The 20,554-nt window shown below is 59.3% G+C and carries 19 protein-coding genes; 7 read left to right on the top strand and 12 right to left on the bottom strand.

Going from position 1 to position 20,554, the window contains the following annotated elements:
• Positions 1-457: 457 nt before the first annotated feature.
• Positions 458-1,825 (top strand): acetyl ornithine aminotransferase family protein, encoded by a 1,368-nt coding sequence (locus tag H1Y01_RS11310; RefSeq protein ID WP_219341469.1) that lies wholly within the window; start codon positions 458-460, stop codon positions 1,823-1,825.
• Here the strand turns inward: H1Y01_RS11310 and H1Y01_RS11305 are convergent, their stop codons facing one another.
• Complete coding sequence (locus H1Y01_RS11305; RefSeq protein ID WP_180540627.1) at positions 1,826-2,095, bottom strand: hypothetical protein; 270 nt, start codon at positions 2,093-2,095, stop codon at positions 1,826-1,828.
• Positions 2,096-2,630: 535 nt separating this feature from the next.
• On the opposite strand from H1Y01_RS11305, the gene H1Y01_RS11300 reads away from it, so the two are divergent.
• The 4 genes from H1Y01_RS11300 to H1Y01_RS11285 are packed head-to-tail and all read left to right on the top strand — an operon-like array spanning position 2,631 to position 6,161.
• Positions 2,631-3,392 carry an SDR family oxidoreductase gene (locus tag H1Y01_RS11300; protein ID WP_180540626.1) on the top strand — a complete coding sequence of 254 codons (762 nt, stop codon included), beginning with the start codon at positions 2,631-2,633 and terminating at the stop codon, positions 3,390-3,392.
• Positions 3,393-3,758, top strand: a complete 366-nt coding sequence (locus tag H1Y01_RS11295) for an MmcQ/YjbR family DNA-binding protein (RefSeq protein WP_180540625.1) — start codon at positions 3,393-3,395, stop codon at positions 3,756-3,758. It abuts the gene before it with no gap.
• Positions 3,759-3,792: 34 nt separating this feature from the next.
• The gene (locus H1Y01_RS11290; RefSeq protein ID WP_180540624.1) at positions 3,793-4,566 is read left to right on the top strand and encodes a c-type cytochrome; all 774 of its coding nucleotides are present in this window, start codon (positions 3,793-3,795) and stop codon (positions 4,564-4,566) included.
• Positions 4,563-6,161, top strand: a complete 1,599-nt coding sequence (locus tag H1Y01_RS11285; protein WP_219341467.1) for an acido-empty-quinoprotein group A — start codon at positions 4,563-4,565, stop codon at positions 6,159-6,161. Before H1Y01_RS11290 ends, H1Y01_RS11285 begins: the two co-directional genes overlap by 4 nt.
• Positions 6,162-6,177: 16 nt before the next feature.
• On the opposite strand, the gene H1Y01_RS11280 is transcribed toward H1Y01_RS11285, so the two are convergent.
• Complete coding sequence (locus tag H1Y01_RS11280) at positions 6,178-6,645, bottom strand: ferritin-like domain-containing protein (RefSeq protein ID WP_180540622.1); 468 nt, start codon at positions 6,643-6,645, stop codon at positions 6,178-6,180.
• A 115-nt stretch (positions 6,646-6,760) separates the two neighbouring features.
• Complete coding sequence (xth, locus tag H1Y01_RS11275) at positions 6,761-7,528, bottom strand: exodeoxyribonuclease III (RefSeq protein ID WP_180540621.1); 768 nt, start codon at positions 7,526-7,528, stop codon at positions 6,761-6,763.
• Between the two features lie 168 nt (positions 7,529-7,696).
• Between xth and H1Y01_RS11270 the strand changes: the two genes are divergently transcribed.
• Positions 7,697-8,548 carry an acyl-CoA desaturase gene (locus tag H1Y01_RS11270; RefSeq protein ID WP_180540620.1) on the top strand — a complete coding sequence of 284 codons (852 nt, stop codon included), beginning with the start codon at positions 7,697-7,699 and terminating at the stop codon, positions 8,546-8,548.
• Positions 8,549-8,651: 103 nt separating this feature from the next.
• Here the strand turns inward: H1Y01_RS11270 and H1Y01_RS11265 are convergent, their stop codons facing one another.
• From H1Y01_RS11265 to H1Y01_RS20055, 8 genes are all read right to left on the bottom strand, one after another.
• Entirely contained in the window at positions 8,652-9,791 is a 1,140-nt protein-coding gene (locus H1Y01_RS11265) for a N(4)-(beta-N-acetylglucosaminyl)-L-asparaginase (RefSeq protein ID WP_180540619.1), read from the bottom strand.
• Positions 9,792-9,798: 7 nt separating this feature from the next.
• Positions 9,799-10,239, bottom strand: a complete 441-nt coding sequence (locus H1Y01_RS11260) for a DUF2203 domain-containing protein (protein ID WP_180540618.1) — start codon at positions 10,237-10,239, stop codon at positions 9,799-9,801.
• 46 nt (positions 10,240-10,285) lie between these two features.
• Positions 10,286-11,035 (bottom strand): hypothetical protein, encoded by a 750-nt coding sequence (locus H1Y01_RS11255; RefSeq protein ID WP_180540617.1) that lies wholly within the window; start codon positions 11,033-11,035, stop codon positions 10,286-10,288.
• Between the two features lie 290 nt (positions 11,036-11,325).
• Positions 11,326-12,885, bottom strand: a complete 1,560-nt coding sequence (locus H1Y01_RS11250; RefSeq protein WP_180540628.1) for an acido-empty-quinoprotein group A — start codon at positions 12,883-12,885, stop codon at positions 11,326-11,328.
• A gap of 14 nt (positions 12,886-12,899) precedes the next feature.
• Entirely contained in the window at positions 12,900-13,676 is a 777-nt protein-coding gene (locus H1Y01_RS11245) for a c-type cytochrome (protein ID WP_219341465.1), read from the bottom strand.
• A 184-nt stretch (positions 13,677-13,860) separates the two neighbouring features.
• Positions 13,861-14,415 (bottom strand): hypothetical protein, encoded by a 555-nt coding sequence (locus tag H1Y01_RS11240; protein ID WP_180540615.1) that lies wholly within the window; start codon positions 14,413-14,415, stop codon positions 13,861-13,863.
• Between the two features lie 74 nt (positions 14,416-14,489).
• A complete protein-coding gene (locus H1Y01_RS11235) occupies positions 14,490-17,348 on the bottom strand; it encodes a protein kinase domain-containing protein (protein ID WP_180540614.1) in 2,859 nt (952 codons plus the stop codon).
• 5 nt (positions 17,349-17,353) lie between these two features.
• Positions 17,354-17,635, bottom strand: a complete 282-nt coding sequence (locus H1Y01_RS20055; protein ID WP_219341464.1) for a DUF4180 domain-containing protein — start codon at positions 17,633-17,635, stop codon at positions 17,354-17,356.
• A 170-nt stretch (positions 17,636-17,805) separates the two neighbouring features.
• Here H1Y01_RS20055 and H1Y01_RS11225 point away from each other — a divergent pair, with 170 nt between their 5' ends.
• Entirely contained in the window at positions 17,806-18,453 is a 648-nt protein-coding gene (locus H1Y01_RS11225; protein WP_180540612.1) for a VOC family protein, read from the top strand.
• A gap of 287 nt (positions 18,454-18,740) precedes the next feature.
• Here the strand turns inward: H1Y01_RS11225 and mutL are convergent.
• On the bottom strand, positions 18,741-20,554 hold a 1,814-nt coding region (gene mutL / locus H1Y01_RS11215; protein ID WP_180540610.1), incomplete at its 5' end, for a DNA mismatch repair endonuclease MutL.

Below are 20,554 nucleotides of genomic sequence, written 5' to 3'. Positions count from 1 at the left end.
GGAACGGCGTCCAGCCTTGGGAGCGAAGGCTGAAGAGGTCGATGCCGAGCTTGACGGGGAGAGGTGGGGTGTCGGAACGGAGCAGGGGTGCGGCGGCTAGCGCGGTTAGGAATTCGCGGCGGAGCATCGGTGGAGATTCTAGCAGGGGTGGCGGCGGCAGTGTGGAAGACCCTCCCTCTCGGTCGGGCTCGGTGTCGGGATTCGGTTGCCGGTGCGGGATTCCGTTGCCGGTGCGGGATTCCGTTGCCGGTTGGAGAGGGAGGGTTGCCGCCCGTGAATATTCAAGCGCTATTCGAACCCGGGGGTTTCGCTTTCGCGCGCTTTCAGCTACTCTGGATCATGCCCGTGCGCCCCTGCATGGCTCGTCCCAGCCTTTTCGGTTCCGACTAACCGCTCCGTTCCGAGCGGCCCTCCTCTATTCGTTTCGTAATTTTCGGTTGGAATCAGGAGATTCACTATGAACACGGTTATGGAAGAACTCCGCATGGACGAGTCTTCACCCGCTCTGCCTCTGCTCAAGGGCCCGCTGCCCGGCCCGCGCGCCCAGGCCATTATCAATCGCGATAACAAAGTCCTTTCGCCTTCTTATACCCGCGGCTACCCGCTGGTGATGGACCGCGGCCAAGGCGCAACCGTCATCGATGTCGATGGCAATCGCTTTCTCGATTTCAACGCCGGAATCGCGGTCTGTTCCACCGGGCACGCCCATCCCGCGGTGGTGCGATCGGTTCAGGAGCAGGCGGCCAAATTCCTGCACATGTCGGGAACCGACTTCTATTACGAAAACATGGTGCAGCTGGCCGAGAAGCTGGCGTCGCTCGCGCCGGGTAACGCCGAACGGCGCGTTTACTTCGGGAACTCCGGCACGGAGGCGATGGAAGCCGCGATTAAGATGGCGCGCTACCACTCGGGCCGCGACAAGTTCATCGCGTTTTTAGGCGCGTTTCATGGACGCACCATGGGTGCGCTGTCGCTGACCGCGCGCCGGCCGGTGCAGCGCCGCGGGTTCAGTCCGTTCATGGCGGGCGTGCACCACGTGCCTTATGCGTACTGCTATCGCTGCGCTTACGGCAAGACGCCGGATACGTGTGGGATCGAGTGCGCGCGCGTGATCGAGGATCAGCTGCTCAAGACTATTCTGCCGGCGGATGAAGTGGCCGCGATCGTGGTGGAACCGGTTCAGGGCGAGGCGGGATACATTGTGCCGCCGAAGGAATTCCTGGAAGAACTGCAGCGCATCGCGCATCGCCACAGCATGCTGCTTATCGTGGACGAGGTGCAGTCCGGAATGGGGCGCACGGGGAAGATGTGGGCGTCGAATCACTTTGGAATCGAGCCGGATATCTTCACGGTCGCCAAGGGAATCGCGAGCGGCATGCCGATCAGCGCGACGGTGGCGAATGCGGAGGTGATGAACTGGCCGCCGGGAGCGCATGCGTCGACGTTCGGGGGGAACCCGGTATCGATCGCGGCGGCGCTGACGACGATTGAGCTGCTGGAGCAGGAGCTGGTGGATAACGCGGCGCGCATGGGCGCTTACATGATGGACCGGATGAAGACCTGGCCCGGCCGGTTCCCGCTGGTGGGCGATGTGCGCGGGCTGGGGCTGATGATCGGGATCGAACTGGTGCGCGATCAGAAGACCAAAGAGCGCGCGCCGGAAGAGCGCGACCGGATCGTCGATATGGCCTTCGAGCGCGGGCTGTTGATTCTGGGCGCGGGCGAAAACACGCTGCGGCTGAGTCCGCCGCTGATCGTGACGCGCGATCAGGCGGATTTCGCGATGACGACGCTGGAGGAGTGTATCGAGCAGGTGGCGATCTGATTACGGCGTGCCGGCCAAGCTACTGGCCAGCAGCGGTGTGTAAGTAATCGCGGCGCCGGAGGGGCCGCTGAGCTTGAGGTACAGGAATAGAGTTGTATTGGGCGCTAGGTTTGACCCCTCCGGAAGGTCTTTCAAAACAAGATAGACCGGGCCGGAAACCGCGGTGGCGCCGCGGTTCGCCAGGGTAATGCGCTGTAAGTAGATTCTCGACAAAGTTAGGTTCTCCGTGGCGATAACCGGGCAGGTGCTAACGGTAAGTGCGGTGAACATGCCGCGACTGAAACCCTCGTTGCGGTCCAGGCGTTGACCTTCTCCATTGGTCCAAGCCTGGACAGTGCTGGTTCCGTTAATCGTGTTTTGGTAAACGTCGCCGGCCCGGGCTGCCCCCAGAATGTATTGAGCAGCGTGAACACAGTGGTTACGCCTTCGACTCCGATCGGAATGGTCACGGCTACAGTCCCGGGGCCGGAATTTGCCGCGGCGCGGCCCAACCAAACGTTATTCGGGGCGGTCGAAATCTCGAATGGAATACCGTCGAGATTCTGATAACCAACGGGAAACGTGCCTGAGTTGGGGATGGTCTGATAGGTCCAAGGCTCGTTAACGAGACTGCTGACGTTGATTGTGACCTCACCCGCGAAAGCTGTCGACGCGAGGAGAGTCAATGCGGTTGACAGCGGGGGACCCTCCCTTTCGGTCGGGCTCGGAGTGGGGCTGTACGGTTTCTTTTCATGTTTGGTTGTGAACCGAAGGTCATGCCGAACTCGGTAAAATTGAGCTCGCGCGCGGAGTAGCATTAAGTTAGATGCAATTGACAGGCAATACCATTTTGATCACGGGCGGAGGCTCGGGGATCGGCCGCGGTTTGGCCGAAGCGTTTCAGAAACGCGGTAACCAGGTAATCATCGCCGGGCGGCGGCAGCAGATGCTGGATGAGACCACGGCGGCGAACCCCGGCATGAAATCGATCGCTTTCGACGCCGGGGACGCAGCCGGAATCCGCGCATTCGCGGCTCAGGTTTCGGAACAATATCCGAATCTGAATGTACTAATCAATAATGCCGGGATCATGCGGCGGGAGAACTTATCGGCGCAGCCCGAAGATCTTGCGGACGCGGAAGCTATCGTCAACACAAATCTGCTAGGTCCGATCCGGCTTACCGCGGCTCTCATGCCTTTGCTGCGGACACAGGCGCGGTCCGTGATCATGAATGTTTCCTCCGGGCTGGCTTTCGTTCCGATGGCTCCGACGCCGACTTACTGCGCAACCAAGGCGGCGATTCATTCTTACACGCAATCGCTCCGCTATCAGCTCAAGGGGACGACGACAGAGGTTCTCGAACTTATACCTCCATATGTGGCCACCGACTTAATGGGCGGCCGGTCCGATCCGCGCGCTATGCCGCTCGAAAAATACATTGCGGAGGTAATGGAGATCCTAAGTAAGAATTCGGTGGACGAGATCTGCGTGGAAAATGTGAAGCCCCTGCGGTACGCCGCGGAAAGCGGACACTATGACGCGATATTTAAAGGTCTGAACGAGGCGATGGCGGCGGCCGCGCATTAGATGAACGCGAGTGACTTTCGCCGCATCGCACTGAGTATGGAGGGCGCGGAAGAGAGCTCGCATATGGGAGCGCCGGACTTTCGCGTAGGCGGCAGGATCTTCGCTACTCTCGCTTCCGAAGCGCAAGGTTATGGCAACCTGATGTTCTCGCCGGAGCAGCAGGCGGCGTTCGTGGAGGAGCAGCCGGAGCTATTCATTCCCGTGTTCGGCGGATGGGGACGGATGGGTGCGACGCATATCCGGCTGGCGCAAGCGGATGAAGACGTACTTACGGGCGCGCTTTATGCGGCATGGAAGTTGCGCGTGGAGAAGAATGCAAGGGCGGTGACGAAGAAGCGGACGGGGAGCAAGCCGCGGAAGCGCTAGGCCGTTTCGGACTCGATACAATCTGATTGTTTTGGTGCTCTTATCCACGATATTCCTCGCCCTGCCCCTGGTTGCGCAGTTCGGGCCGGCGTCGCCACCCGACCCGGCGATCGAGCGCGGCCGCCAGGCTTTTATTTCCGCTTGCGCTTTCTGCCACGGTACCGAGGCTACCGGGAGGAGCGCGCCCGACTTGGTTCGCTCTTCCGTGGTCCTTCACGATGAGCATGGCGATCAGATCGGACCCGTGATTCTTAACGGCCGGCCTGAGCGAGGAATGCCGGCTTTCAATTACACACCCGAACAAATTGCCGATCTCGCCGCCTTCCTGCATTCGCGCGCGGCGGCGACCGCGAACCGGTTCAGCTACACGATATCCGGGTTACTCACCGGCGACGCGGCTGCGGGGAAAGGTTTCTTCTTCGGCGCTGGTAAGTGCTCCACGTGCCACTCGACGACCGGCGACCTGCAACATATCGCCGCGGCGTACGAACCCGTAGACTTACAACGCCGCATGATCTATCCCGTCCCGACCTATATGGATTCGATGATGGGCAAAAAGACGAAGCCGGCTCCACCCGTCAAAGTAACTGTGGTTCTTCCGTCGGGGCAGACCGAATCCGGCGTGCTCGAACATAGGGACGAATTCAAAGTCGTGTTGAAAGATGCCTCCGGCCAGCATCGTGTTCTAAATGCCGAAGGTGCAAAAGTCACAGTAGACGATCCTTTGGCCGCGCATGAACAACTGATGGCCCATATCACGGATCGCCAGATGCACGATACGCTTGCTTTTCTGGAGACTCTGAAGTGAGCCATCAGGTGAAAATGCTATTCGCGCTTGGCGTTTTGGTGCTTGCCGCCGCCGAGCCTTACTCGGCGCAACAACTCCCGGCCGCCTCTATCGGGCAACCTCCCAGGAGCGCGTGGCCCACGTACAACGGCGATTACTCGGGGCGCCGCTTTAGTCCGCTGACCCAGATCAATGCCTCGAATGTGTCTAAGTTGGAGAAAGTCTGGACTTACCATCCATCGAACGCCGGCGTCGCCGGTCTCGGCGGTTTCGCCGGCTGGATTAAGTCGACACCCCTGGAAGTAAACGGCGTTTTATACTTCAGCATTCCCGATAATGTCTGGGCCGTCGACGCGCGCACGGGCCATGAACTCTGGCATTATAAGTACCCGCCCAGCAAAGCGACCCACATCGGCAGCCGCGGCGTGGCTATGTGGGGCGATTGGCTTTACTTCGAATCGCCGGATTGCAACCTGATCTCGCTAAACGCCAAAGACGGCACCGTGCGCTGGCAGAAGCAGATCGCCGATCCGAAGCTGGAATACTTCTGCACGATGTCGCCGCTGGTTGTTCGCAATCATTTGGTTGTCGGCGTTGGCGGCGATTCGTTGGATAACCCAGGGTATCTCGAATCGCGCGATCCTGAAACCGGGGATGCGCAATGGCATTGGAACGTAGAACCGAAACCCGGCGAGCCCGGCTCGGAGACATGGCCCGACATCGAGTCGATGAGTCACGGGGGCGGCATGACGTGGATGACTGGGACTTACGATCCCGAACTGAATCTGATCTACTGGGGAACCGGAAATCCGAATCCCGTGCATGCCAGCGCGGCGCGCAAAGGTGACAACCTATGGACGTGCTCGATCGTGGCGCTCAATCCCGATACCGGCAAAATGGCCTGGTATTACCAGGTATCGCCCCACGATACTCACGATTGGGATGCCGTTCAGACACCCGTTCTTTTCGATGCGCCGTTTCAGGGAAAGCCGCGCAAGCTGGTCGCTCAAGGTTCGCGGAACGGTTACTTCTTTCTGCTGGACCGCGCGACGGGCGAACACCTTCTGACCGCGCCCTTCATCGAACCGAATTGGTCGCTGGGACTCAATGCGAAGGGCCAGCCCATTCCCGATCCCAAGAAAGAGCCCTCTCGCGACGGCACCTTAGTCGCGCCGAGTTCCAATGGAGCGACGAATTGGTTTCCTCCCACGTTCGATCCGCAATCCGGGCTATTCTATCTGAACGCCTCGCAAAACTGGAGTATCTTCTACTTGACCGCCGAAGGTAAGGCCGAGGGCTTTGCCGGCCGGGATGACTTTCTGAACTTTGCCGGTACCCTGGAAGCGATCGACTACCAGACCGGCGCGGTTCGCTGGAAGCATGACATCGGCGGCGTAGTGGCCGGCCTGCTCAGTACCGCCGGAGGCCTCGTCTTCGATGGCGATACCTCCGGTAACTTGATCGCGGTCGATCCTGCAACGGGCGCGACTCTCTGGCACGCTAATATTGGCCAGAACTTGACTAACGGCCCGATTACTTTCGAGCTTGACGGCCGTCAGTTTCTGGTCTTCGGAACTACTAACGCGCTGGTTGCTTTCGCTCTGCCGAAGCCGTAAGTTCAGTTACATCGAGTTAGTCGGCGATACCTGGGTTCGGTGGATCGATTCCGAGGGCAGTCGCCAGTGCGATCAGGTGGTCCTGCTCTTCAACCAGAATGCCTCGGATACTCTCGGCGATCGCAAACTCGTTCAGGGCATCGGCCTGTTTCACGCGCCGGCGATACTGGCGAATGGTTTCTCGCTCATTGTCGAGATCGAATTGCAGCATCTCCTCGGCTTTCTCCGACGTCTTCACCTTCTTTGGCACGACGGAAGGCATTCCTCCGAGATAATCCACGTGATTCGCGATCTGCAGGGCATGATCCAGCTCTTCCTCGGCATGCTTTTCAAGCTCATCCGCGATATTCATGTAGGCGGCGCCCTTGAGTACCTGTGAGTAGTTCACGTAAGCGATAATCGCCTGATATTCGCGCGACAAATCTTCATTCAGCGCCTTGATCAAGTCTTCTCTTGTTATGTCGTTTTCTTCAACGTCCGGCATTTATTCTCCAATCGCACCGCCGCGGAACACTCTAACCGTTAGTAACCGCTCCGTCACCGTCGCGGCTCGGTAACGGTACTCCTAAGCGGCGGAACACTCCTATATGATATCGCCGCTATAGATTCAGCTCCACAATGATGGGTGTGTGATCGGACGGCTTCACCTGTTTCCTCGGCTCCTTATCTATCACGCACGACACGAGCCGCTCGGCGAGCTTGGGCGATAGCAAAAAGTGGTCGATGCGGATGCCGCGATTGTGCTCGAACGCCTGACGGAAGTAGTCCCAGAAAGTGAACTGACCGGCTTCTCCCGGATGCAAGGACCGGAAGGCGTCGGTATATCCGAGTTGCAGCAGAGCCCGGTAGCGGGCCCTCGGCTCGGGCTGGAAGAGCGCGTCGCGCATCCACGATTCCGGCTTGTGGCAATCGATATCCTCGGGGATCACATTGAAATCGCCGCCTATCAGCACTTCGGTACCGCTTTCCGCCCATCGACTCATCTGCCGCTGCAGGCGATCCATCCAGGCTAACTTATACGCGAAGTTTTCGCTCCCTGGAGGATTTCCATTCGGGAGATAGATATTGACGATGTGAATACCGCCGACGGAAGCTTCCAGATAGCGCGCATGGCTATCCGCCTCGTCGCCGGCGAGAGTTGTACTTAGAGTTACAATCGGCGTGCGTGACAGAATCGCTACACCGTTGTAAGTCTTTTGCGTCACAGCTACGGACTGATAGCCGATTTCCAGAAAGGCGGCGGATGGAAACTCCGTCCCTTTGAGTTCCTGTAGCAATAACACATCGGGCTCGTGGGCTTCCAGCCAGCTCTTGACGTGCTCAAGCCTCGATTTGATCGAATTCACATTCCAACTGGCGATTCTCATTGTCCCTCCCGAACCACTTCGAGCGGTTTCTTATCATCCCGCAGTCCAAGAAGAAGACTGTATCGCGTAACGCAAACATTTCGGACAGCGCCAGGCGATCAATGGCGCTCCCTGACAGAACTCTTACAATCACCGGACTCCGGCGCTGCTACCGTTGGATCAGCGTTTATGCCGCCTCAATTGGAAGCCACAGCCGGAGCCGTGGAGCAGTTTCGCAAGCAGCAAGGCATTAATTGGACGAGCCTGATCGCGTTTACCGTCTTTCATATCGGAGCCGTTGCCGCACTTTTCTTTTTCAACTGGCGGGCGCTGTTAGTCGCCATCGTTCTTTACTGGCTCGCACTCAGCGTGGGGATCGGCATGGGTTATCACCGGCTCCTGACTCATCGTTCCTACAGCGTGCCGAAGTTAGTCGAATACTTTTTCGCGATCTGCGGAACTCTTGCGCTTGAGGGCGGGCCGATATCCTGGGTAGCCACCCATCGCGTACACCATAAGTTCTCGGATAAGCAAGGTGATCCTCATTCGCCTCGGGACGGTAAGTGGTGGGCGCATCTGATCTGGATGCTGGTCGGCGATGCTACGCACTGCGATGTGGAGGAATCCGCGCGTTATGCGCCGGATTTAGTTCGCGACCCTTTCTATGTTTGGCTAACCAAGTATCATTACGTGCCGCTGGCGCTGGTTGGTGTTGCGTTACTCGCAACCGGGGGCCTTCCGTTCCTTCTATGGGGATTGTTTGTCCGGGTAACTGCCGGCCTGCACGCGACGTGGCTGATCAACTCGGCCACGCATTTCTGGGGCGCGCGGCGATTCAAGACCGGCGATGATTCGCGGAACAACGCCATGGTCGCGCTGGTGACTTTCGGCGAAGGCTGGCATAACAATCACCACGCGCACCCGACATCGGCGCGGCACGGGCTGGCTTGGTACGAAATCGACATGACTTGGATCAATATCTGGCTACTGCGACAGATCCATGTAGCTAAGAGCGTGCGGGTCGCGCGGTTAGAAGGGTAAGTTCGCAAGTGGCGCGGCTGAGAGCAACCCTCCCTTTCGGTCGGGCTCGGTTGGGATTCTACTGACCCAAGGAACTTTCGGGGATGGGCGGTTTGGGGATTTTCTACCAGGGAACGTTCGGCGACGGCGGCCACTCGATGGGGTTGCCATCGAATAAGAATGCGCAGGTCTCGTAGCGCTTTTCTCCGTCATGAACCGCGAACCGGCGCTTGCGATCGCCGCCGCTCCATAACGAAACGCCCGCATACGCACCGTCTTTGCGGAGTATGTAGTAGATCATGCTGACATACTTCAACTGGGTTTGATCGTCCTTGTGATAATGCGCGATGCGCTTGAGAGTATCCATGCCGGCTTCTTGCGGCGACATGCCGCGGCGCATGTTCTCTACAATCGTGTGTGCGCCGGCTACTTTGATGTTCTCTTCGCCGCTGCCGGTCGCGCCCGCAGACCCGACATCCGCGTCGGTATAACATCCCGCCCCGATGATCGGGGAGTCTCCCAGACGGCCGGGTATCTTCCAGGCTAGTCCGCTAGTGGTGGTCACGCCTGAGATTTCGCCGGCCGCGTTCACGACGGAGCAGTGGATCGTCCCGGTCGGCGGCACAAGAACCTTGTGGATAGCGTCCGCGCGTTGGTCTTCGGGAATCCCGAGGTTAGCCGCGACCTCGTTCAGTTTGACGAGCCGTTCCGCGTGACTTTCAGGCGCCGTCCAGTTTGGCGCGCCGACTTGAGGTCCCCACCAATCCTGATTGGAGTGGGTCTCGCGCCACAGCGTCCATACTTTACGCGAGTGTTCCGTCAACAGATTCTCGCGAGGGAATCCCATGGAGACGGCGAACCGCTCGGCGCCTTCACCCACCAGCATGACGTGTCCGGTATGTTCCATGACGGCCTTCGCGACCAGCGACACGTTTTTGATATTCCGGACGCCGCCGACCGACCCGGCCCGGCGGGTCGGTCCGTGCATGCAGCACGCATCCAACTCAACCACGCCCTCTTCGTTCGGCAGACCACCTAAGCCGACGCTATCGTCAGCCGGATCGTCTTCGGGTCCCGTAACGACCTTTAAGCCGGCATCCAGGGTGTCGGCGCCGCTATGAAGGGCTTCGAATGCGCGATCAAGATAGCGATACCCATTGGCCGCGCAGATGATCAACGGGCGCTTGCCATTGCTCGATCGCGCATTCGCGGCCGCCGTCGCCGCAGCGCTCGCTACAAAGAACTTCCGTCTTGAGATTTCCATCGTTTGGCTACTCTTCAGTCCCGCCGCTATGGTTGGCAATGAATTCGTCATCGATGGTTTTCCGTCCCGCGAAACCCTCGTGAACGCCGTGCCAGTATCGCACGTCGTCTTCCCCCAACCGCCAGCACAGGTAGACTTCGGAACCTTTCAAGAGTGTAGGGAAGTCGATCAAACCCACGTCGAGATCCTTGACGATCACGCCGGCTTCGTGAATTTCATCGACGGAAGACTTCAGGCGTTCGCCGCTGCGGTTCTGCAGATCGCGATTGAGGGCGGCCGACCCGCGATCCACATTCAAGCCCCCGGAGATCATGATGCGGCGCATGAGATGCTCGGAACGCTGGGCGCAATCTTCGTACTGCGACTTACTTTCGATCGCGTGCTCGACCAGAGTCCTCACTCGCGGCAGCATGCGCCGTGCCTCAACGAGCGTAAAAAATCGCGGCATCCATCCGTTCAATTCGATGGTAGTTCACCTGAAGTAGCGGAACAAGCTACTTGTTGGCCGGCGGCGGCACCGTCAGGTGAACAGCCGCGCTGGTATTGCCCTCCGGCGAGTAATCGAGTTCCACCGGCATGTCTTTCTTGAAGTGCGAGGGAGCGGAGAAGTAAAGGAAGCCCGCGGTCGGCTGCAGAATGCGGTTGTCGGGAAGTGATTTGTCCGTCAGTTCCGCCTCGATCGCGCCGCGGTCGTTCGGATACTGCGACGGATAACCGGAAGCGCCGCCCGCGGGTACGGGTCCATAGACCGAAACCCCCGTTCCTGTTCCCCATCCGCCCCGCGGCGTCGTGCCGTTCGCGTTCCCGTTGCCGTTGTAAACTCCGCCGGGATATGACTCGTGATAAATCTCAGCGTTCGGCACCACCTGGACCGTCTTCCCGCTCGAGTACGTCGGCGAATCGTCTTTGGGGCGAAGTACGTGAGCAACGACCGCCGGATCGGACGGCCGGATGAAATGGTCGCCGACCTTCAACTGGAAGTTCGAAGGCGAGATGTTCATCTGCGGCTGGGTGGGGTAGAAGGCGACCTCGAGGACGATGAATCCCTTGCCGCTGAGATTGGTGGTGAAGGCGCTGCGCATTTGAGCCGGAGAAAGCGCGGTGGCCGCGAGCGCGGCATTTGGGATGGTGGCTTGAACCGGGTAGTCGGCCGGGGACGGACGAGGGCTGATGCCGTTCTGCGCCGTAAGCAGAGATGCAGCCAAGCCGAGATAAGCGAGAAACGAACAAGTTTTGAGTTGCATTTGTTTCTGGTTCCGTATACGCGTCTGGTGCATTTAGGTTACAGCAAAACGTGGCGGCGTGGGAAGCGCGATGTGGAGTGCTGACCGTCAAGTTATCGCTCCGTCCGTTTGCTCTCGACGGAAAGAACAATCGGCACGCTTGCGGTTGACATGTTCGATAGCCAGACACGGAAGCTCGACAGCGCCGTCGCCTATATGTTCGAAAGTTAGTAGCTCGCGGGCAGTGACCGCTCCGTCGCCGTCGCGGAAAGGTAATAATTTACTGAGCCGCGCGCGTTAGCCAGCGTTCTTTACTGACCGGAATGTAACAGCACTTGCGGGAGAGCCCATGCAAAAAGGACTCCGCCGCTGCTGGTGAGTACGTATTGGCGGCCGTCCAGCTCATAGGTGATGGGTGAGCTTTCCATCGAACCGCCGGTTCCGGCATGCCACAAGGTCTTGCCGTCTTTCGTTTGTAAGGCGAGTAAGTTGCCGGAGGAATCTCCCGTGAAGGTAACGCCGGAGTCGGTGGTCAGCACTCCGGCTCCGGAGCCATTCGGACCTAGTTCATGACTCCAGCGGATTTTGCCGGTTTGATAGTCGATCGCGTCAAGAACCGCTTTGCTCCACACGGTGTAATCCGCGCCGGCCCATCCGAAGACTCCGTCAGCCGGTTTGGCGAAGTAGATTCCGTAAGCCGGGTGTGCATCGACCAGAAAGAGTCCGGTAGCTGGATCGAAGCTGGGCGAACGATAGTTAGTGAGACCGCCTTCGTCCGGAGCGACTAACCGTCCGTCCTGCGCGGGTTCCTTGTCGGGGTTCGGGATCGGTCTTCCCTCCTTGTCAACGCCGAGCGACCAGTTGACTGGGCCGTAGGGCGCCGTCAGAAGATTCTTTCCGGTAGTGCGGTCAAGAACGAAGAAGTAGCCGTTCCGCGAGGTCTGCATTAGCATCTTGCGCGGCGCGCCGTGAAAATCGGCATCCACCAGAACGGGAGTTTCCACCGCGTCCCAGTCATGAGTGTCGTGCGGCGATGCCTGAAACGCCCACGCCAACTTACCGTCATCCGGATTTACCGCAACGATGCTACAGGTGTATAAGTTGTCGCCTGGACGGGTGCTCGCGGTAAGTACCGGCGTCGGGTTGCCGGTGCCCCAGTAGAGCAGGTTGAGATCGGGGTCATAAGTTCCGGTCATCCACGTCATTCCGCCGGTTGTCGCGTCCGGAGTTCCCACGGGCGGCGTGCTATTCCACTGCCATTGGGTCTTGCCCGTTTCCGGATCGATCGACCGCAGGTATCCGGTCAGGTTATCGAAATCGCCTGAAACGCCAATGATCACGTGATTCCCTATCACCATCGGCGACATGGTCGCCCAATACCCTTTTTGCGAATCGGCGACTACCACATTCCAGCGAACTTTTCCGTCGGATGCATTGAGGCTGATTAGATGGGCATCCGGCGTTAGAAAGAAGAGCCAGTCTTTGTACATGGAAACGCCGCGGTGTCCGATATGGAATCCCTTGTTGGGAGGATAGGTATAGTGCCAGACCTGCTGGCCGGAACGAGCGTCAACGGCATAGACGTTATCGGGGAGAGTGAAATAGATAACGCCGTCGACTACTAAAGGAGAAGCTTTTATAACATTGCTCTGGCCCGTTTGAAAGATCCACGCGAGGCCTAACTCCGGCACGTTTTGGGGAGTGATCTGGGTTAGCGAACTATGGCGCTTACCGGAGTAATCTCCGTGATATCCCGGCCACGTGTCTTTCGGCGGATGCAGCAGCGTTTCGGGAACCACGCCTTGGGCCAGGAGCGCGGCGGGCAGGCAGGCAAGAAGTAGGGTCGGGGTAAATATCGAGGTAACGTTCATAAGTTTCACTCGGTTTACTTTAAGGTTTGTAAGTACGCCATTAAATTGTGTATATCGGAATCGGTGTACTTAGCGAGCAGGTCGGCGTGTGCATCGGCGGGCGAATCGACCGAGACCTTCACTCGATCGACAAACCAGGAACGATACCGGCCGGAGGCGTCGCGAAGGGCGATCGTGAATTCGTCGCGATGGATGAGCTTACCCTCGACGGTTTCTCCGGACGGGAGGGTAACGGTAGCCGTCGCTGGTGGATTGCGCGGGTATAACATGGCCCGCTCCAGCGCGAGCCCTTCGCGTCTCCCGGCGACGCCGGCCAGATCGCCCGTGGGGGAATGGCAGCGGGCGCATCCGCCGGCGCCATTGAAATACTGTTTGCCGGCTTCGGCATTGCCTGTCGTCAGATCGCTCGGGTCAACCCCGCGGCGGCCGCCCTTTTGGGACTCCGCCTTGGTCTTGGCCTCATGAATGAAGGCGACCAGAGCGGCAATATCGTTATCGGGCAGAGCGAACTTCGGCATGCCTTTATCCGTTATGCCGTTGCGCACGATGGGCCCGATTTTATTGCCGCCGACATCGTCCGCCACAATTTTGGAGCGCGTCAGGTCGGGACCGGTTTCGCCGCCGCCCGCGTCCCGCCCGTGGCAGAAGGCGCAGTTCTGTTGGAACAGCGAAGTGCCGTTCTGCAGAAGGCCGGTCTTCGGAACCGCGGGCGCAGAAGCGGACGTCTGCGCGGAAATCAGAGGAGCAATCAGGGTCAGGCTTATTAACAGCGCACAGCGACGGGGACGCACATCCCAGATTCTAACTTGTGGCGTTGAACCTAACCGATTGACCTGGCCGTTCGGCCTCACAGGTCGTGGTAGTAACCGCTCCGTCGCCGTCGCGGCTCGGTAAATGGTGCGGCTCATTGGTAAATGTTGCGGCTCATTCAAGTACTAGTCCGCCGAGCCGCGCGCGTCGGCAAGGTGTTCTAGGTTAACCCAGATACTGCACGTGGACGTAAGTGCCTAGCCGCGGGTTATAGGCGAGATACCAGCCTGGATCGTCCGGGTCATCGTAAATGATGATGTCGTCGGAATTCCAGAGCCACCCGGCGCAATATCCGAAGTCGTAAGGCGCCACGCCGAAATAAAAGCCGTTGAAGAAGAAACGGGACGGGCCGCCGCCGCCGAGCCGATAGATATGACTTGGGCCGATCGGACCGGCGAAGTGGCCGTGGGCCCACGGGTGATCGAGATGGTAATGCGCATTCCCGCCTTCATGTCCGACCCAGTTATCGTGCTCATCGACGTGAGGAGAGTTCGGGTGTCCGGGCTGGTCACGGAAGTTCGGGTGCGATTCGCCGCGCGGGGCCGGCTGCGGTGCATTCTGGTGCGGTGCCGGTCCATGGGAGGGGATGTAGCCGCCGCCCGGAGGTCCGTGAAATCCTCCTCCGCCACCACCCGGAGCGCCCCCGCCATGCTCGTGCTGAGCTAAAACGGCTACTGAAGAAAACGCCAGGATGGTTAGAGTTCCAAGTAAGAGTTTCATCACGACCACTATGTTAGCGCCGCGGGAGTATGGCATCTGTACGCAATCATCCGGAGTAGACCAGGCAGGGACTTTCAGGGTAAGTCAACGTCCAGTGCATAGATATCCGAATTGGTGCGAATCACATTGGCGACCGGAGCATCGTCGGGCGTGAGCGCGCACAACGAGTAGCCGGTCACATCCGACTGCGGAAGCTGCCTGGAACTCATCAGATTTTCAAGCTTCCGGCCGTTAACCCGCACGCGGAAAATCGGTTGATCTTCTGATGTGGACGAGTTCTGAAAGTAAACATATCTTCCGTCATGCGACCAGAAAGGAGAGCCTAATAGCGGACCGTCGGCTAACTGGGACCATTGTTGCGTTCCGGTATCGAATAGCCGGATGCCGGGAACGCTGCCGGTGGCCGCGATGTAACGCCCGTCCGGCGACCATGCGCCGTACGCTAAGTCATCGGACCCAGGCACGGCCGCGTATTTCCTCGATCTCCAGTCCATGATATATAGCCGGAAGTTTCCCGCATCGCCCAGGGTCACACCGGCGAAAAGGATCGACTTCCCATCCGGCGACCAGCTCGCGTCGGAGGCGACGGCCCCCGCTTCGATTGGATCCGGTTTTCCACCGTCCGCGGGGACCACATAGATACGGCTGGGCTGGCCGGGCCGCTTCCCGTAGAAGATAATCAGGCTGCCGTCCGGTGACCAACTCGGACGGAAAGCGCGCATCGTTGAAGGAGTCAACTGGAGCCGCCCACCGCCATCCGACCGGCTCTTCCAAAGAATATCCTGAGGGACGGTGGTGTATGCGATCTGCTTCCCGTCGCTCGAATAGCTGACGTGCCGTCCGGATACGCCGGAGAGAAAGGGCATGAATTGACCGTGAGCGGGATCAAAACGTACAAGGTCGCGCCGCTCTTGTCCGGTGGCGAAGTAGACGCGGCGTCCATTCGGGCTTGGCGTCGCCCAGTAGATCGTTAGCGGAGTTGAGTAAATTTGGACGGGCCGGGGATAGAACAGGGGGAACAGTCCGCGGCTCTCGCGCAACGCCCAGAACAGGTAGGCGTCGCCGCTGCGAGAGTGGTACACGTAGTAACGGCCGGAGGGCGTCCACTCGCCCGCAAAATCGCCGTCCGGCCAGCCTTGCCCGGGTTCCTGAACCGGTAACACGCGATGCAGGCCCCTGCCATCCGAACGAATTTCCCAGAGACTACTCGGCCGCATGTCTTTCTTGAAAAGCGAGAACCGCAAAAGATCCGCTTGCGGCGAAGGCGCCTCACGGATACCGTACGGCCGATCCGGGACGTCCGCCAACTTACGTTGATTCGAGCCATCATCGTCGACTACGAACAAACCGGGTCCATCCTCATAGAACACGCGGTGCCCGTCGCGCGACCACGAAGCGGTGTAAGCCTCTACCTTGCCCAGACGGCGGGGAGATCGGGTGGCGATCGGTACAATCCAGAGCGCTCGGTTTTCTCCGAAAGTTGGGTCGGCTGCAACCAGAAGGCGCTCGCGATCCGGCGAGATGCCCATGATATTCGGATCGCTAAGTGGAACGGGCCACGGCAAGGGTGTACCGCCGCTGGCCGGAACCTGGGCCAGAGACCAGCGGCCTCCGTTTCGTTCCGTGAAGAGCAGGTTCGAGCCGACGGCGACAATCCGGCCTCCGATCTCGACATGCCCCGACTGGGTAATTTGCTCGACCTGCAACACGCGTGGAATCCGCGATGGACCGCGCAACCAATTCAACAGCGCGAGTGCCGCGAGGACGCACATCGCCGACAGGAGCGATGTTTTTACCGAGGCGCGGTTGCGGCGCAGGAACTTCGCGGCCCGGTAAGTGAGAGTATCGGGACGGGCCAGCACAGGGCGGCCGTCAAGATACCGGGTAAGATCGCTGCCCAGATCCGCAGCCGAAGAGTAACGCCGCTCGGGTTCTTTCCGAATGGCTTTCCGGATGATGTTATCCAGGTCGCCGGAGAGCTGCGATTTCACAATGGCCGGGGGAAGCGGTTCGGCATGGCACACGACTTTGACGATCGTATGTGGGGTGTGCTCCGGAATACTCTGGGCTTTTTGGGAGGTCAGGATTTCGTAGAGCACCAGACCGAGCGAGTAGACATCGGTCGCGGCGGTAACCCTGCCGCCGCGAACCTGCTCGGGCGACGCGTACTCCGGCGTCATTACCTGGGAACGCGTCGCCGTAAACCCTGGGTCCCGAGGGTCCTCGTCCAATAACTTGGCGATGCCGAAATCCAGAAGTTTGGGCACGCCTTCGCGAGTCACTAGAATGTTGGCCGGCTTCAAGTCGCGATGGATCACGCGCTCGCGATTCGCAGCCTCCACTCCCGCGCAAACCGGGAGGAAGAGACGCACGCGCTGTTCGATGGTAAGAGCCTGCTGCTCGCACCACTTCGTAATGGGTTCACCTTCAATGAACTCCATCACCAGATACGGCACGTTCTCGGGTGTAGAGCCCCCGTCCAATAAGCGCGCAATGTTCGGATGCGATAGGCTGGCGAGTATCTGCCGTTCCTGACGGAATCGCTGCTGCGCGCTTCGCGATTCGGCGGCGGCGCGGACGAGCTTGATCGCTACCAGCTGCTGGAATTCATCGTCATCGCGATAGGCGCGATAGACTGCGCCCATACCGCCATATCCGGCAATCGATTGCAGACGATAGGACCCGAGCCGCGCTCCAATCAGCCGCTCGTCCGGGTTGGTTTCCCAAACTGAGGCCGCCGCCGCGGCAATAGCGGGAGCGCTTATCAGCGGCTCGCTTCCCGCATGCTGGAGAAGCGAAACTACTTCGCGGCGCACGTCCTCCGTCCGGCATTCCCGCTCGAGAAATGCCCCCCGTTCGTCCGGAGTTAGTTCCAGTGCGCGAGCGAATAGCTTTTCAACTTCCTCCCATTGCTGCGGGCTCAGTTCGGACACTTCACTTAGGCTATTACGGATTCAGCCGGTATGGGAGGCTCACCGTCGCCAACGGCCCGGTGAGTTCGGGACGAACCAGATTTCACGGCCCGCTTGCGATAAGTTACAAACTTCTGAAGTACTTCGCCGGCAACTCGTGTTCTCAGGTTCAGAAAGTCGTCGCTAAGTTGCTCTACCGGGAGGATAATCAGCTCGGATTGACATGACGACGCTGCCGAGATGATCTCGACCGCTTGCTTATCGGTTCTTCGTGGGTCTTCCGTGCTTACCAACTGCGCTACGCGCACACCATGCAAGTCCTAACATTGAACAGTCATTGCTATTTACTCATCGTAAACAGCCAAAGCAATTGACAAGTGCCGGCACCCTCGCCTAAACTGTGATCTGCGCATGTAGGAGCAACGGCGGTTCGCCGAAGGGCAATGCCCACCTACGATCTCATTTCTGGAGACCCTGCATGCTCAATTTAGAGAACCTCAGAAAGCAAGCCAAGCTCATTTTGCGGTGGCACCGCGAGGGCCACTATCCCGTCGCCGCACAAATTCGCGAGCATTTACCTCGCTTCGTCAACATGCCCGACTCCGAGGTTCTGGCGGGGACCTTTAAGCTCCGCGATGCGCAAGAGCTAGTCGCAAAACAGCAAGGCTTCGATAGTTGGCAAGCGCTGAAAGCTGGACTTTCGACCGCGCCGCTCAAGGTGAACGGATCCCCATCCAAAGCAACGATTGTCGGTGTAGAACCGCAACTGCTCGTCACCGATGTCGAGAAATCATGCGAATTCTACTGTGACAAGTTAGGCTTTACGCTTGTATTTAGCTACGGCAAGCCTCCCTACTATGCGCAGGTGGCGCGCGACGGGGCGCGGCTCAATCTGAGGAGCGTCGATCGACCAGTAACCGAGCCGACGGTCCGCGATCGGGAGGAACTCTTATCGGTATCTATGACCGTTGCTACAGCGGCCGAGATCAAGCTGCTGTTTGTTGAGTTTCAGTCGGCCGGTGCCGCGTTTCGCCAGACTTTGAAGAAGCAGCCTTGGGGCGCTAAGAACTTCATTGTTGAAGATCCCGATGGCAACCTGCTGCTGTTTGCCGGGCCCGAAAACTAGCCACGCGCGGCTCGGGCGTTAACATGATCTGCAACGGCGATAACATGAGCCGAACGCAAATCAGTCTTGACAAGAATGAATATGATCTCGTAAGGAAACAAGCGGCATCGCTGGGCATTTCGATCGCTGAGTTTATTCGGCTGTCGACGATCGGATCTATGGTGCGAAGGACTGAAGCTAGAAGACTGAGCATCGCCGTCGCGCGAAGAGTGTTCCCCGCCAAGCGCGATACGTCTGATCGCTACCACGTTATCGCTAAACGGCTCTTCTCCCCCGGCGCACGAGCCTCAAATCCGGTGGAAAGCTTTCAGAATTTCCCTGGTCGAGTAGTGCAGCGCGACCGGTCGCCCGTGCGGGCAGGACATCGGGAAATCGCAGCGCGCTAGTTCCCGAAGTAGATAATCCATCTTCGACGCATCCAGCCTCGTGTTGATCTTGATCGCTGCGCGGCATGCGATGGACGCTGCGATGGCGCGGCGCAGATCGTCGAGCGACACGTGCCGCGCCTCGGACTCTGCGATTTCGAGGATCTCGTAAATCACGCGCTCCAGATCACCCGGACCGATGGACGCGGGCGCCGCCTGAATCGCGATGGTCCGGTTGCCGAATGGTTCGGACTCGAATCCGTTCGCAATCAGTTCATCCGCAATGCGCGCGTATTCAATCTGCTGGCCCGGCGTGAGTTGCAGGATCAGCGGCATGAGCAGGCGCTGCACTTCCACACGTCCGGCGGAACGCGCGCTGAGCACCTTCTCAAACAAAATCCGCTCGTGAGCCACGTGCTGATCGATGATCCAAAGGCCGTCGCGTCCGGCGGCAAGGATGAAGCTGTCGTGCAGCTGACCGAGCGGCCGCAAATCGCCGATGCCGGTGAGCGTGGCCGGGCCGTCGTGATAGGCGCCGGCCGGGAAGGCGCCGTGCGTGTCGGGAATCGGGAGACGCAGCGGCGAGAGCCTCTCTTCCGGCGGCGCTGGGTCTAGCGGAGGCGCATCGTAGAAATCGAGGCGCGGGTCAGGTCCGCGTTGCGGCTGCAAATTGAAGACCGGCGCGTGTTCGGTCGCGCCTGAGAAAACGTCCTCGGCGGGCATGTCTTCGATCGCCTGGGTCATCTCGGAGTACGGGAGCACCGCGCCCGGCTGTGCGGGCGGCGAGGGCCGGAAGCTCGGCGCGGGTCGAGACTCCATCAGTTGTTCGCGAATCCCATCGCGCACGAAATCGTGGACAAAGCTCTGCTGCCGGAAGCGAACCTCCGTCTTCGAGGGATGCACGTTCACGTCGACTGCTTGCGGATCGCAATCCAGAAACAGCAGGGCGAACGGGTACGCGCTCGCGGGCATCAGGTTGTAATAGGCCGCCGAGATCGCATGCAGAATCAGGCGATCGCGAATCAAGCGCCCGTTCACGAAAACGTAGATCGAGTTGCGATTGTTCTTCTGCAATTGCGGACGTGAAACGAACCCGCGCAGTGCAAACCGCAGCGGCACCGGGTCGGGATCGGAACGATCCAGTTCAAAAATGCGCTCCCGGCGCGTGAGTTCAATCAGGTCCTCAATGGTTCGCGAGCCGAACACCTGGAACACGCGTTCGCGCAAGCTTCCGACCGGCTCGACACTCAGCAACTCGCGCGCGCCGTCGCGCAGCTCGAACGATTTCTCCGGCTGCGCCAGGCTGTAATGCGTCACCAGCGACGCGATGTGGGCCAGCTCCGTCTGCTCCGAACGCAGAAACTTCTTGCGCGCGGGGACATTGAAGAACAGATCGCGGACTGAGATCGTCGTGCCTACGCTCTGCGCAATCTCATCGCAGCTCAGCATCTTGCCGCCGGCGATCTCGATGCGCGAGCCGGTTTGTTCCTCGATCGCGCGCGTTTCCAGCGTGAGCCGCGAGACGGAGGCGATCGACGGAAGCGCTTCGCCGCGGAATCCCAATGTTGCGATGGAGAGCAAGTCTTTGACGTCGGTCAGTTTGCTGGTGGCGTGCCGCTCGAAGGCCAGCAGGGCATCGTCGCGCAGCATGCCGCTGCCGTTGTCGACGATGCGAATCAGCCGCCGTCCGGCGTTTTCGATCTCAATTCGAATCGCCGTCGAACCCGCGTCGAGCG

This window comes from Nevskia soli, assembly GCF_903970205.1.
Classification (GTDB): Bacteria; Acidobacteriota; Terriglobia; order Bryobacterales; family Bryobacteraceae; genus Bog-113.
Note: the sequence above shows the minus strand (reverse complement) of the source record. Positions and strands in the feature narration are given on the sequence as shown.

What these genes read in the sequence shown, in the direction of transcription:
- H1Y01_RS11310 (WP_219341469.1), top strand. Translation starts at nt 458, where the DNA reads ATGAACACGGTTATGGAAGAACTCCGCATGGACGAGTCTTCACCCGCT.
- H1Y01_RS11305 (WP_180540627.1), bottom strand. Translation starts at nt 2,095, where the DNA reads ATGTTCACCGCACTTACCGTTAGCACCTGCCCGGTTATCGCCACGGAG.
- H1Y01_RS11300 (WP_180540626.1), top strand. Translation starts at nt 2,631, where the DNA reads ATGCAATTGACAGGCAATACCATTTTGATCACGGGCGGAGGCTCGGGG.
- H1Y01_RS11295 (WP_180540625.1), top strand. Translation starts at nt 3,393, where the DNA reads ATGAACGCGAGTGACTTTCGCCGCATCGCACTGAGTATGGAGGGCGCG.
- H1Y01_RS11280 (WP_180540622.1), bottom strand. Translation starts at nt 6,645, where the DNA reads ATGCCGGACGTTGAAGAAAACGACATAACAAGAGAAGACTTGATCAAG.
- xth (WP_180540621.1), bottom strand. Translation starts at nt 7,528, where the DNA reads ATGAGAATCGCCAGTTGGAATGTGAATTCGATCAAATCGAGGCTTGAG.
- H1Y01_RS11270 (WP_180540620.1), top strand. Translation starts at nt 7,697, where the DNA reads ATGCCGCCTCAATTGGAAGCCACAGCCGGAGCCGTGGAGCAGTTTCGC.
- H1Y01_RS11265 (WP_180540619.1), bottom strand. Translation starts at nt 9,791, where the DNA reads ATGGAAATCTCAAGACGGAAGTTCTTTGTAGCGAGCGCTGCGGCGACG.
- H1Y01_RS11260 (WP_180540618.1), bottom strand. Translation starts at nt 10,239, where the DNA reads ATGCCGCGATTTTTTACGCTCGTTGAGGCACGGCGCATGCTGCCGCGA.
- H1Y01_RS11255 (WP_180540617.1), bottom strand. Translation starts at nt 11,035, where the DNA reads ATGCAACTCAAAACTTGTTCGTTTCTCGCTTATCTCGGCTTGGCTGCA.
- H1Y01_RS11250 (WP_180540628.1), bottom strand. Translation starts at nt 12,885, where the DNA reads ATGAACGTTACCTCGATATTTACCCCGACCCTACTTCTTGCCTGCCTG.
- H1Y01_RS11240 (WP_180540615.1), bottom strand. Translation starts at nt 14,415, where the DNA reads ATGAAACTCTTACTTGGAACTCTAACCATCCTGGCGTTTTCTTCAGTA.
- H1Y01_RS11225 (WP_180540612.1), top strand. Translation starts at nt 17,806, where the DNA reads ATGCTCAATTTAGAGAACCTCAGAAAGCAAGCCAAGCTCATTTTGCGG.